General features: G+C 65.6%; 9 protein-coding genes. All 9 read right to left on the bottom strand.

Features of this window, described 5'->3' with window-relative positions; all coding sequences use genetic code 11:
- Positions 1–44: 44 nt before the first annotated feature.
- Positions 45–2,747, bottom strand: a complete 2,703-nt coding sequence (locus VCS63_RS24715; RefSeq protein ID WP_323881276.1) for a type VI secretion system Vgr family protein — start codon at positions 2,745–2,747, stop codon at positions 45–47.
- 14 nt (positions 2,748–2,761) lie between these two features.
- Positions 2,762–5,461, bottom strand: a complete 2,700-nt coding sequence (tssH, locus tag VCS63_RS24720) for a type VI secretion system ATPase TssH (RefSeq protein ID WP_063642888.1) — start codon at positions 5,459–5,461, stop codon at positions 2,762–2,764.
- Positions 5,462–5,479: 18 nt separating this feature from the next.
- Positions 5,480–6,571, bottom strand: a complete 1,092-nt coding sequence (gene tssG / locus VCS63_RS24725; RefSeq protein WP_042795221.1) for a type VI secretion system baseplate subunit TssG — start codon at positions 6,569–6,571, stop codon at positions 5,480–5,482.
- A complete protein-coding gene (gene tssF, locus VCS63_RS24730; RefSeq protein ID WP_042797368.1) occupies positions 6,535–8,373 on the bottom strand; it encodes a type VI secretion system baseplate subunit TssF in 1,839 nt (612 codons plus the stop codon). The genes tssG and tssF overlap by 37 nt, the downstream gene beginning before the upstream one ends.
- Positions 8,374–8,427: 54 nt before the next feature.
- Entirely contained in the window at positions 8,428–8,913 is a 486-nt protein-coding gene (tssE, locus tag VCS63_RS24735) for a type VI secretion system baseplate subunit TssE (RefSeq protein WP_042795222.1), read from the bottom strand.
- A 62-nt stretch (positions 8,914–8,975) separates the two neighbouring features.
- Positions 8,976–9,479, bottom strand: coding sequence for an Hcp family type VI secretion system effector (locus VCS63_RS24740; RefSeq protein WP_006395404.1), 504 nt, complete (start codon positions 9,477–9,479; stop codon positions 8,976–8,978).
- 40 nt (positions 9,480–9,519) lie between these two features.
- Positions 9,520–11,013, bottom strand: a complete 1,494-nt coding sequence (tssC, locus tag VCS63_RS24745; RefSeq protein WP_042795223.1) for a type VI secretion system contractile sheath large subunit — start codon at positions 11,011–11,013, stop codon at positions 9,520–9,522.
- On the bottom strand, positions 11,006–11,530 hold the full coding sequence (gene tssB, locus VCS63_RS24750; RefSeq protein WP_013396290.1) for a type VI secretion system contractile sheath small subunit: 525 nt from the start codon (positions 11,528–11,530) through the stop codon (positions 11,006–11,008). The genes tssC and tssB overlap by 8 nt, the downstream gene beginning before the upstream one ends.
- A 44-nt stretch (positions 11,531–11,574) precedes the next feature.
- Positions 11,575–12,261 (bottom strand): hypothetical protein, encoded by a 687-nt coding sequence (locus VCS63_RS24755; protein WP_042795224.1) that lies wholly within the window; start codon positions 12,259–12,261, stop codon positions 11,575–11,577.
- Positions 12,262–12,321 lie beyond the last annotated feature (60 nt).

Here is a 12,321-nt window from a genome sequence, read left to right on the forward strand (position 1 = left end):
AGTTGAATGTCCGATGTGAATGGCCCCATATCTGTCCGCCCTGGCTACAGTTCAACCGCTGCCGCACCTGAAGCCGCGGCGCTCTGCATTCTCAGCTGGCATCCTTCGAAGTCACCCTCCGGCAGCCCCAGTTGCAAGGGCGCGCTTTGCGGCCCCGCCCAGTTATGCACACCCGCCTTCAACTCCACCTTCCCCGGCGCGTGCAGCTGAATCCCGCCGCCTTCCACCCGCAAATAGGCGCCGCCGGCGGTCGCCAAAACGCGCTTGGCGGCCTGCACGTTCACGGCAGCCTGCGCCGAAGCGAAAGTCACCGCCTTTTCGGCGGACAGCGTCATCTTGGCGTCCTGGCTCTGCAAACGCAGCTTGCCGCCGGCCGCGTGCAGCAGCAGTCCCTGGCCTTGCACCGGGCTGTCGCCCGGCGCCTTGCGGCCTAGCGTGAATAACACCGCGCCGCCGACTACCCCCACCGCCAGGTTGGCGCTGCTGACCCAGTTGACGTCCGGCGCCACCTGCGACAGCGTCGCGCCGGCTGCCAGGAAGGCGTCCGCCGGGGTGTACTGGCCGATGCCGCTGGGCGCGCTCACCTGCAACTGTGGTTCGCTATAGGCGGCAACGGACTCGCCCTTGGGCGCGTCCTGCTTCGCGTCGATCACCTCCAGGACGTGCTTCAGGGCGTCCGGCGCCGGCAACGTTTGCGGATCGCCTTCCAGCACCGCCTTCTGGCGCGTTGCCGCCTGGGCCAGTTCCTCCGCTGAACGTGCCGCCCGCGCAATCTGCTTGGCCGCTTCCGAGCTTTCCAGCAGCGCGCCCTCGGCATCCCTGCGCAAGTCCGCGCTGATCAGCAGCCCGGCGCCTGCCCGCAGCGCCACGGCCTCCCGGGTCGACAGCTCGGCGCCGTGGCCCAGGTCCTGCAGTCTTTCGTTGTCTCGCTGCTGCTTGATGTGGCCCAGATGGAGGCGGCTCTCCGCCTGGGTGGTAGACGCGGTCAGACGGGACTGGCCGGGCGTGTCGTCATGCACCAGTTGGTTGTAGCCTCCCGTGCCCTCCGCGCTGCTGCCCAGTGCCTGCGTCTTGAAGCCGGACATCACCACATTGTGCGCGTGGCCGTCGGCCCCCCCCGCGAACCAGGCAGGCGCGTTGCCGGTGGCATTGGCGCCGCCGGCCTGCACCAGATTGTGCGATGCGTCCTCGGCACCTTCACCGTTGTAGAGCGCGCCGACCACCACGGGCCGGTCGATGTCGCCGTGCAGGAACTCGACCAGCACCTCCTGCCCGACGCGCGGCACGAAGTTGCCGCCCCAGTCGCCGCCCGCCACCGGCTCCGCCACTCGCACCCAGGTGCCCAACTCGTCCTTGGCGGGCGCGTTCTCGTCGCCCGAAGGATGCTCCAGGCGGCTGCTGGATGCCTTGCCGCGTTGCCAATGGAACTGCACCTTGACGCGGTGGTCACGGTCGGTGTGCACCGGCGCCTCGGCGCCCACCACCAGCGCCGTCTGCGCGCCGTACACGGTGGGCCGCGGATGCAGGCGTTCGCCATGCCCGTCGCGTGTGGCCTTGCGGAATTCCGTATCGATGCCTATGCAGGTAAAGGTGTTGCGGTAGAAGTCGGCCTGGGACGGCTCCATTCCGTCCTCGCCCAGCGTCTCGCGGACGGCGCGCCCCAGGTCCTCGTCGAAATTGTTGCGGGCCTCGTGCCGCACGGCGATCGCCACATAGGCGCCCCCGCCCTGCTGGTAATGCCCGGTCAGTTCAAAGCGCTGGCCCGGCGCCAATGTGCGCACGGTGCCCGCACCCTCGCAACTATCCTGGTTCACGCGCAGCGCGGCCAGCGCAATGTGCGCCAGACGCTCGCCCTGCGCGCTGTCCTCGTAGGCGTACTGGCCGGGATAGTCGTTGACGACCAGATCCATCGCGCCCTTGGCGCCGCCGCCATCGACCTGCGCCGCCACGGGTCTGGCCTGGGCGCTGCGGTAATCCCAGCTCGCCATGCGCACCGCGTTGGTCTGCCAGCGGGCACGGCGGCTCCAAAGCTGGATGCTGTCTTCGGTCTCCGTGACGTCGGCGCGCGCAAAGCGCACGCTGGCCTGCGGGCCCGGCGCGAAGGCGTCGTTATGATCGGCGATGATCAGCGTGTGGCTGCCGTCGCCGTCACCGGCCTCATGCTCCACCCAGTAGAACAATCCTTCTTCAGCCAGCAGGCGCTCGACGAAGTCCTGATCGGTCTCCCGGTACTGCACGGTCAGGCTGCGCTTGGGATAGGAAGCGCGATCCTTCACCGCCCAGCGCCACTGCGGCACAAGTCCTCCCTGGCCCTTGTAGTCGCCGAAGACGCTGTCGACGATCTCGAAGACGGTCTTGTCCTGATAGGCAAAGCTGTCGTGCCGGGCGCGCAGGAAAGCCAGCCAGGGCTCCAGCGTCAGGCCGTAGCGCGCCAGGCCGCCATTCGCGCCGCGAAACTCGGCCGCGGTGACATAGCCGTTCCAAATACGCGGCTGTTCGCGGCCCAATGCGGTCTGCATGCGCAACGTCGCAGGCTTGCCCAGCAATTCCGCCAAGGGAATGCCGGCATCGTCGGACAAGGCAGTCAGTTCAAGCCGGAACGCGCCTTCCGACAACGTTTCCGTGGCGGTCAGCGTTTCCGCAACCAGCCGGTTGGCGCCCAGCGGCGTGCGCAAGTCCAGCAGACGGTTGGCCTGGTCGACGGACGCGATCGACATTCGGGAAAGGCCGGCGTTATCCAAGGGCATCTCAGGCTCCGGCGTCAGGCAAGGCGATAGCGGAAGTCGCCGTTCTTGCCGGCGGTTACGCGTATGCGGGCGATGGCCTCTCCTTGCGCCATGCGGCCCAGCACTTGCTCCGCAATCTGCGGCAACAGTGTGCCGTTGAGAATGTGGTCCACGTTGCGCGCGCCGGTATCCACTTCGGTGCAGCGCGCCAGCACCGCCTCCACCAATGCCTCGTCCCACTCGAACGCCGCGCGATGATTGGCTTGCACCCGCTGGGCAATACGCCCGAGCTTCAGCTCGATGATGCGGGCAAGCGCGTCATCGTCCACCGGATAGTAGGCGACGGTCTTCATGCGGCCCAGGAAGGCAGGCTTGAAGGCTTTGTATAGCTGCGGCGCCAGCATTTCCTGCAACGCCTCGGGAGCCGGCCGTTCTTCCGCGCTCTTGTTCAGGCAGGCCTGCATGATGGCCGACGAGCCGACGTTCGAGGTCAGAATGATGAGCGTGTTGCGGAAGTCGATCTCGCGGCCCTCGGCGTCATCCATCACACCCTTGTCGAACACCTGGAAGAACAGCTCCAGCACGTCCGGATGCGCCTTTTCTATTTCGTCCAGCAGCACCACGCTGTAGGGCTGGCGCCGCACAGCCTCTGTCAGCACGCCGCCCTCGCCGTAGCCCACGTAGCCCGGCGGCGAGCCCTTCAGGCCCGATACGCTGTGGGCCTCCTGGTACTCGCTCATGTTGATCGTGACCAGCTTGCGCTCCCCGCCATACAACACGTCCGCCACGGCCAGCGCGGTTTCGGTCTTGCCTACGCCCGAAGGGCCGACGAACAGAAACACGCCCTTGGGCTTGTTCGGATCTTCAAGGCCGGCGCGCGCGGTGCGCACACGCTGCGCGATGGCATGCAGCGCATGGTCCTGTCCGATGACGCGCTCGGCCAGCAAAGGCTGCAATTCGAGCACCGTGCGGATTTCGTCATTGACCATGCGGCCCAGCGGGATTCCGGTCCAGGCGGATACGATCTCGGCGATGACCTGGGCATCCACGAAGGCGGGCACCAGCGGCGCTTCGCCCTGCAAGGCGCGCAACTGCTGCTGCAATTCCGCCAGTTGCGTCTGCCCGGGCGTGGCGGCGGGTTCGGCCACCTTCCCTGAACGGCGCTTGCCGGTGGGTTCCGGCGCGCCGTTGCCGCCGGCCGCTTCCAATTCTTCGCGCAGCGCGTGGATCTGCCTGACCAGTTCGCTTTCCTGCGTCAGTCGCGCCTCCGCTTGCGCAAGCGCGGTGCGCGTTGATTCCATTTCCTGGTCCAGTTCGCGCAGGCGCGCCGATTGCGCCACGCCCGCCGCGGCCTCACGGCGCAGCGCCGCGTGCTCAGTCTCCAGGCGCGCCAGGCGATGGCGGGCGTCGTCGATCAGCGCCGGCGTGGCGCTGCGGCCCAGCGCCACGCGCGCGCATGCCGTATCCAGCACGCTGACGGCCTTGTCCGGCAACTGGCGGCCGGTGATATAGCGGTGCGACAAGCGCGCCGCGGCCACGATGGCCTCGTCCAGGACGCGCACGCCGAAGTGCTGCTCCATCAGTGGCGCCATGCCGCGCAGCATGCTCGCGGCCAGCTCTTCGCTTGGTTCTTCGACCTTCACGACCTGAAAGCGGCGCGCCAGCGCGGCGTCCTTCTCGAAATACTTCTTGTATTCGCTCCAGGTGGTGGCGGCGATGGTGCGCAACTCGCCACGCGCCAGCGCCGGCTTGAGCAGATTGGCCGCGTCGTTCTGGCCTGCCTGTCCGCCCGCGCCGATCATGGTGTGGGCCTCGTCGATGAACAGGATGATGGGCGTGGGACTTTGCTTGACCTCGTCGATCACGTTCTTCAGGCGGTTCTCGAATTCTCCCTTGACGCTGGCGCCGGCCTGCAGCAAGCCCATATCCAGCACCCGCAGCGCCACATTGGCCAGCGCCGGAGGCACGTCGCCCGCCACGATGCGCAGCGCCAGGCCCTCGACGACTGCCGTCTTGCCCACACCGGCCTCGCCGGTCAGGATGGGGTTGTTCTGGCGGCGGCGAGTCAGGATGTCGATCATCTGGCGGATTTCGGCATCACGGCCGATCACCGGGTCGATCTTGCCTTCGCGCGCGCGCTCGGTCAGGTTGGCGGTGTATTGGTCCAGCGCCGGCGTCTTGGACAGGCCGGCAGCAGGGGCCGCGCCGTCCTGCGCAGCACCGCTCGCCGGGCCGTCGCCCAGCGCCACCGACTGGCCCGCCTCTTCGGAACCCGCCGTCAATGCGGCGAAGTCGTGCTTCAGCTCATCCAACCTGAAGGATTCGAACAGGCGCGAACCGCGGCGCGCCAGCTGCGCCAGGTCGGGCTCGGTCAGCAGCGCCAGCAACAGATGGCCGGAGCGAATGCGCGTGGTCTGGGTATCCAGCGAAGCGATCAGCCATGCATGCTCGAAAAGCCGCGGCAGATGCGGCGAGAACACTGGCGTGCGCGTGTTGCCGTTCTTGAAACCGCGGATCTCGGCATTCAGGTCCGCTTCCAGCACCGACGCCTCGATGCCGCTGCGGCGCACGACGATGCTGAAGTCGCTGGCGGGTTTCTCCAGCAAGGCCAGGAACAGGTGTTCCAGGTCCACCTCATAGTGTCCCTGGGCCATGCACAGGCTGGCAGCGCGCTCGGCCGCCTGGCGGCAGGTCTGGTTGAGCTTTCCAATCAGGGTCTTCAACGGTGTGGCCATGTTCTCGGTCGTTTTTTCTTAGTGAATGGTGTGCAATTCGTAGCTGGCGTCGTCGCGGTCGGATGCCACGGGTTCGGTACAGAGAAAGGAGTTCCAGCCCAGGCGCGCGCCGCCCGCTACGCCCAGCACGCTGCCGCCGACGTCCTCTTTCGCCATGACCAGCCGGACTTCATACTCGAAGCTCATGCCGCCGAACATGGTCAGCAGCTTCTCCAGCGCCTGGGCGCGCGCCCCTCCGGGCAGGAAGTCGGTGAACGCTGCCTTGGACAAGGGGCCTATCCACAACCGGATGCGCATGTCGCGCTGCCAGATCCGATCGCCGGCCATCGCCGATACGCCCAGCACCGCGCCGGGCATGCCCAGCTGCGTGCGGTTCTGCGGCGGCACGTGATACCAGCGTCCCACGAACTGCTCCACGCGCAGCGCTACCTGGAAGTAGTCCGCCAGCACGCGCTGCAGATAGGCCGCCGATACGGGCCGCTGTCGCGCCGCCGCCGCGTAGTGCGCCAGCGATTCGTCGAACACCCGGCCCTGTCCCGATTGCAGGCGGTCACGCAACGCCGGATGCCCGATGCCCCCCAACGCCAGCAGCAACGGCAGGTAGTGATGGTCTTGCTCGGTCTCGTGCCGCAAAGGCATGCGGTACTTCTTCCAGGCCGCATAGAACAGCGCCGCCGCCCGGTTGGAGAAGATGTCGAAGAAGGCGCGCGCACCGCGGTCACGCCGCGAGCTTTCGCGCGTGCTCAGGATTTCGGTGTAGTGCAACGGCATCGCGCCTTGCGCGCCCAGGAGGCCGAAGAAGGCGGGCTCTATCTCCACTCGCCCCAGGTTGCCGGAAGCCAACGCCGCCAGCCTGGCCTCGGCATCTTCCAGCGCCTGTCCCTGCTTGTCATAGGCCGTCAGCGCCGCGATCTCGCTGGCGGGAAAGCCCAATGACGAAGAATTCAGGAAGCGCAGGTGGGTGGGCACGGCGTTGCGCGCGCGGCTGCCCTCCTGCCTTGCGAACCATGACTCCAGCACCCGCACGGCCTGGAAGAACTTGAAGCGCTGCGGCTCCGCCAGCAGCGACTCGATTACGCTAGGATCGCGTCGCCGTTGCATGGAGGGCACCGTAGGATTTCTTCCGCGCCGCGGCGCGACAACACGACCAGCTGCACAAAGCTGTTGGCGTGCACATAAAGGCCAAAGAAGCGGTTGATCACCGCCACGAAGGCATGCAGGCTGGTGCCGACGAAGTTGTCTTCGTTGATGGTCAGCCGGATCTCGATGCCGCGCACGAAGGTTGCGAAGGGTTCACCGGGCATCCAATGCGTGGCGGGCTTGTAGTCCAGCCCGACCAGTCCTTCTATCTGACGCGCCGCCACCGCCGAATGCGACAGGTCATACAGCCGCAGCGTCTCTTTCAGCGCGGGCAGGCCACTGTGCACCAACGACAGATGGTTCAGCGCCAGGTGGGAAATGAGCCGCCAGTGCGCCGCCCGCCCCTGCTGGAAGCGGTGCGTGTGCGTGGGACGTCTCAACATGCGGATCTCGCGCGCAATGGAGCCGCCCTCCAGGAACAGGTCCCCGCCGGGCTGTCCCACCGCCAGATGCGCCGGTAGGTCCCGGTTGGTGCAGGTCAGTTCCAGGCTCAAGGTCTCGGTCTGCGGCAGCGAGGGATCGAAGTCGATGTCGACGATGGACAGCTCCATTTCGTAGCCAGGACTGCGTTCAGCCACCATGGCGTTGCGCCGCGCCGTCCAGTAATGACCGGCGCCTTCGGGCGTCTCGCCATGATGCAGCGAATAGAAGGGACGGAACTCCACGACCGAATCGCCCTGCGTGTTCTGCCGCACCTGGCGCACGCGGTCGATGGAATAGATCTCGTAGCCGTATGCGCGGCGCGCATCGGCCACTACCGGATAGGATGCCTGCGCGTGCGTGAGCCGGATGGGATCCGCGCGCTGCGCGAACAGATTCACCACGGGCGAGCAGCCAAGCCGGAAATTGTCGGCAGAGGCAGATTCCAGCAGGCGCGCCGTGTTGGAGTCCGCGCGCACGCCCTTGAGCGCCAGATGCAAGGTAATCTCGCGGACCGGGCCCGCAGCGCGCCGCAACGCCGCAAGATCAATGTCCACGAAATTGAATTTCTCGGAAAACGCAAAGTACTCCGCCAACAGCCGGTATGCCGGATGCGAGCTGGCGGGAAAATCGATCAGGGCCTCGTCCTCGGCCAATCCCACCTCTGACAGCGGCACGTCCTGCATGCGGTTCCAGCGGCCGGGCTGCGTTTCCAGATAAGCCGCGGCCGTGCGCAGGAACAGGCAGTCTCGCAGCGCGGCCACGAACGAGGGCTCGCCATGCAGGTAGACACGCAGGCGGTCCACCGCCAGGCTGGAAAAATCCTGCGTTTCGGCCAGGCAGGCCAGCGTCAGCGAGAGGCGGCCCGTGACCCCGGCCGGCAGGCTGGCTGCGGACGGCGCGTTGGCCGTGGCGGCAAATACCGCTTGGCGGATGCTCACCGGCGCCAGCGTTACCTCGTATGCCGTGCGGAAGCGGCAGGCCACGCCGCGCACGGGGTGCGATTTCAATTCCGTGCCCCGCGTCATGCGCACGGGGGCAGTCAGCTGCGAGGCCAAGCCGCCCATGTCGAACTGCGCTATCGAACATGAAGGGAACGGGCGCAGGTAATGCGGATACATCACCTCGAACAGCGCTTCGGTGAACTCCGGGTAGTCGTCATCCAGCTTCTTGTTGATGCGCGCGCCCAGGAGGGCGAACGACTCGATCATGCGCTCGACATGCGGGTCTTCGCAGGTTTCGCCGGACAGCCCAAGCCGCGCGGCGATCTTGGGATAGCGCTGCGCAAAATCGCGCGACGAACCGCGCAGAAAGCCCAGTTCGCGTTCGTAGTAAGGCAGCAGTTCTTCCATCTTTCCCTTCTTCGCCGGCGAGATGCCGCCGGCGCCCGCGTCCATGGTTTGTTGTCAGGCGGCCGCCGCGGCCTTGGCCCGGCCTTTGCTCACCGAGTACTGCAAGGTGGACGGCTGCAACGTCGCGTCGAACGTGACGGGCTCATGCGCCGGGCCCACGTCCAGCATGGCGGTAATCGCGAAATACAGCACCGAGGTCGCGCGGCTGTCCACCTGCAGCAATACCCTCACGTGCGTCAGGCGCGGCTCGTGACGGGCTATCGCCTGCTCCAGGGAACGGCAAATGAATTCGCGGTCGTAGTGGCTGGCCAGGCTCAAGCCCGAAAAATCCGACAGGCCATAGGTCAGGATGGACCGCTGGCAGTTCGGATAGCGCTTGAGCGATTCCTCGGTGAAGACCATGCGCGTATTGAGCAGGGCCTCGATGTCGCGCGCGACCGTTTCCTTGATTTCTTCCACCGACAGGCGTCGCAACGCGTGCGGTGTCTGCCCGTCGCTGTCGAACAACTTGTCGAACAGGCTGGGTTCGAATCCTTTCATCGCGGCCTCATTCAGGAAAGGCCCCGGACGACCCGGGGCCTTTACCGTTCATGCGGTCAGGTTCAGACCGAGTACGTCTTGTCGTTCTTGGTGAGGCTCCATGCACCCTGGGCATTGCCGCCCTGGTTGCCACCCACCTTCTGTTGCGTGTACTTCCACTGGACCGCGGCGTACTTCAGCGAGAACGACTCGTGGGGCAGGCCTTCGCTGACGACTTCCGGCGCCACGCGCGAGATGATCACGTACTTGAGCTTGATTTCCAGGTACTTGACGCGATTGCCCTCGCCATCGGCGCGCAGGAAATCGATAGTCACTTCGTCGAACGTGGTGCCGCCGGACGCGTGCTGATACAGCAGAGGGCTGACGACGTCGAGATCCTTGGTGAAGACCATCTCGCCATGCTCGGTGCGCTCGGCGGTATGGCCACCGGAGGTGGAAGCGGTAGCCGAACGCGGCTGGATGATCTCATGGCGCCACGATCCGACTTCGATCCAGTCCGGATGGTCCTTATCCTGCGACTCGCCCTTGAGCGCGGGATTGCCGAATTTGACGTAGATGTCCTTCATTAATAGCCTCTCCAGTTAAAAAACGTCGAATCTGACGTCGTTACGACTTCTGAGCCTGGGCGGGGAGTTCCGCAACCAGGCGCAACGAAATCGAGAGCTCGTCGAGCTGAAAGTGAGGCCGCAAAAACGCCACGGCCCGGAACACGCCGGGACGCCCCGGAACCTCGGCAACCTGCACCGATGCCTCCCGCAAGGGGAACTGTGCCTTCTGCTCCTGGCTGGCGTTGTCGTCCAGCAGCACGTACTGGGACACCCAACGGTTCAGGAAGCTCTCGACAGATTGCGCGGAGGCAAAACTGCCGATCTTGTCTCGCATCATGGCTTTCAGGTAGTGCGCCACGCGCGATACCGAAAAGATGTACTGCAGCTGCGCCGACAACACCGCGTTGGCGTTGGCGCTGTCGGTGTTGTATTTCTTGGCCTTCTGCACGGACTGGGCGCCGAAGAACGCCGCGTAGTCCGAGTTCTTGCAATGCACCAGCGGAATCAGGCCCAGATCGCTGAGTTCCTTCTCGCGCCGATCCGTGATGGCAATTTCGGTCGGGCACTTCAGCGCGATCTCGCCGTCGTCGGTCTTGAAGGTATGGGTCGGCAGGTTCTCGACCAGGCCGCCGCCTTCGACGCCGCGAATCGCCGCGCACCAGCCAAAGTCAGCGAACGCCGCGGTCAGGCGCGCGCCGAATGCCCAGGCGGCATTGCACCAAAGGTACTTGGCGTGGTCGGTCCCATCCACTTCCTCTACGAAGTTGAAGCCCTCCACGGAAGTGCCTTCCTTCGGGTCGTAGGGCAAACGGCCCAGGAAGCGCGGCATGGTCAGGCCGACGTAGCGGGAGTCTTCCGAATCGCGGAAGCTGCGCCACTTGGTGTATTCCACGGTATCGAACACTTTGGCCAGATCGCGCGGACGGCCCAGGTCTGCAAAGCTGTCCAGGCCCAGCAGTTCGGGCGACGCCGAAGCGATGAAGGGCGCGTGCGAGGCAGCCGCCACATGCGACATCTGCTCGATGAAATACATGTCCTCGGGCTGGCGCGTGATCTCGAAGTTGCCCAGCAACGCCCCGAACGGCGAACCGCCGAAGGTGCCGAACTCTTCTTCGTAGACCTTCTTGAACATCAGGCTCTGGTCGAAGTCGATAGCGGTCTGGAAGTCGCGCACCAAATCGCGCTTGGTGACGTTGAGGACCTTGATCTTGAGCATCGGGCCAGTGTTGCTCTCCTGGCAGAGGTAATGCAGGCCGCGCCAGGTGCTCTCCAGCTTCTGGAACTCGGCGCCATGCATCACTTCGCTCAACTGAGCCGAAATCAGGCGGTCCAGCTCGGCCACGCGGGCATCGAGCATGGCGGACAGGTTGTCCGACACGACCACGGTGCCTTTCATGACTTCACGGGCAAGTTCGCCAATCAGGTCCTTGGCGCGATCGTGCTCGGCCGTGGACTTGGCCACGCGGCTCTGTTCGACGATCTGGTCCAGCAGGCCCGAGTCTGCCTCGGCGGCATGCGCGGAGGTGTTCTGCGCGGCGGCGGAATTACTCATTGCTGCCTCCCTTGCCGTTCTTGCCGGCTTCGCTGGTCAGTTGCTGCAGTTTCTCCGTGCTGCTGAGCACTTCGCCCAACAGGTCTTCCAGCTTGTCGTTGCCCGCCAGCTTGTTGCGCAGGTCGGCCAGCTTGGTGCGGATATCCAGCAGCTCCTTGAGCGGCTCGATCTGTTGCACCACGGCCTCCGGCCGGAAATCCTCCACCGAGCGGAACTTCAGGTCCACGCCAAAGGTGCCGCCTTCGTCGGTCAGGCGGTTCTTCACGCGATACGCGGCGCGCGGCTCCAGGCCTCGCATCACATCGTCGAAGTTGTCGACGTCGATGTTGACGAACTTGCGGTCCTTCAGGCGCGGCAGCTCGGCTTCCGACTGCGCGCTGAAGTCGCCAACCACACCCACGACAAAGGGCAGTTCCTTCTGCTCGATCGCGTCGCCCTTCTCGACGTCATAGGTCAGCTGCACGCGCGGAGGACGTACTTTCTGGAGTCTTTTCTGAACGCTTTCTTTCTTAGCCATGGGGGCTCCAAGCGAAGTGCATAGTGAAGAGGCCGTGGGCCCGATCAGGGTTTGAGGAGGTTGCCGAACGGATCCGGCGCGCGGCCGGCCGCAGCAGCGCCAGATGCCGCAGGGGCCGTGGACGGCGTTGCGGCTGGCGCCGCCGGGGTATTAGCCGCGGGGGTTGCCGCAGAAGTCGCGGCAGGCGCGGCCGGCGTGGCTGCGGATGTTGCCGCGGTATTGGCGGCAGGCTTGGCCTGTTGCCCGGCGGCCGCGCCTTGGGCGTCCGAGCGCCGCGGCTGGCGCGGGCGGGGCGGCTTATAGCCTTCGGGAAACAGCACGTCCTGGCCCAGGGTTTCACGCATGGCGGCAGCCAGCGCGACCGCATCGGTGCGGGCGTTGCCGGCAAGCAGCGCGTTGGCGCGCAAATCGGCCAAGGACTGCATCGCCACGCGCAGGCCACCCACGGCGCGCACGGTCTTGGCCGTGAAGTCCTCGGGGTCGCGGTTCAGCGCCTCGTCGGCCGCGACGATGGCCTCGCCGTACTTCTGTTCGTCGAAACGGATCTTCGCGATGTACGACCAGGGCTCCCCGCGCGCGGGGTTCAACACGGCAATCTCCTGGAATTCGGCGACGGCCTGATCGTTGCCCTTGGAGGCCAGCGTCTGCGTGGCGTGCGTCATCGACTGCTTGTATTCCGCGTCGGTCTGCGGCTTGGGAGAAGTGGCGCAACCCGCGAGGAAGGCCAGCATTCCGCTGATGAGGAGAACCCGGGATATGTGCATATTTTTGGTGTGTAGGAGGGTGTAACC

Origin of the sequence: Achromobacter sp. D10 (assembly GCF_035282245.1) — a bacterium.
Taxonomy (GTDB): Bacteria; Pseudomonadota; Gammaproteobacteria; order Burkholderiales; family Burkholderiaceae_B; genus Achromobacter; species Achromobacter insolitus.

What these genes read in the sequence shown, in the direction of transcription:
- tssC (WP_042795223.1), bottom strand. Translation starts at nt 11,013, where the DNA reads ATGAGTAATTCCGCCGCCGCGCAGAACACCTCCGCGCATGCCGCCGAG.
- tssH (WP_063642888.1), bottom strand. Translation starts at nt 5,461, where the DNA reads ATGGCCACACCGTTGAAGACCCTGATTGGAAAGCTCAACCAGACCTGC.
- VCS63_RS24740 (WP_006395404.1), bottom strand. Translation starts at nt 9,479, where the DNA reads ATGAAGGACATCTACGTCAAATTCGGCAATCCCGCGCTCAAGGGCGAG.
- VCS63_RS24755 (WP_042795224.1), bottom strand. Translation starts at nt 12,261, where the DNA reads ATGCTGGCCTTCCTCGCGGGTTGCGCCACTTCTCCCAAGCCGCAGACC.
- tssB (WP_013396290.1), bottom strand. Translation starts at nt 11,530, where the DNA reads ATGGCTAAGAAAGAAAGCGTTCAGAAAAGACTCCAGAAAGTACGTCCT.
- tssE (WP_042795222.1), bottom strand. Translation starts at nt 8,913, where the DNA reads ATGAAAGGATTCGAACCCAGCCTGTTCGACAAGTTGTTCGACAGCGAC.
- VCS63_RS24715 (WP_323881276.1), bottom strand. Translation starts at nt 2,747, where the DNA reads ATGCCCTTGGATAACGCCGGCCTTTCCCGAATGTCGATCGCGTCCGTC.
- tssF (WP_042797368.1), bottom strand. Translation starts at nt 8,373, where the DNA reads ATGGAAGAACTGCTGCCTTACTACGAACGCGAACTGGGCTTTCTGCGC.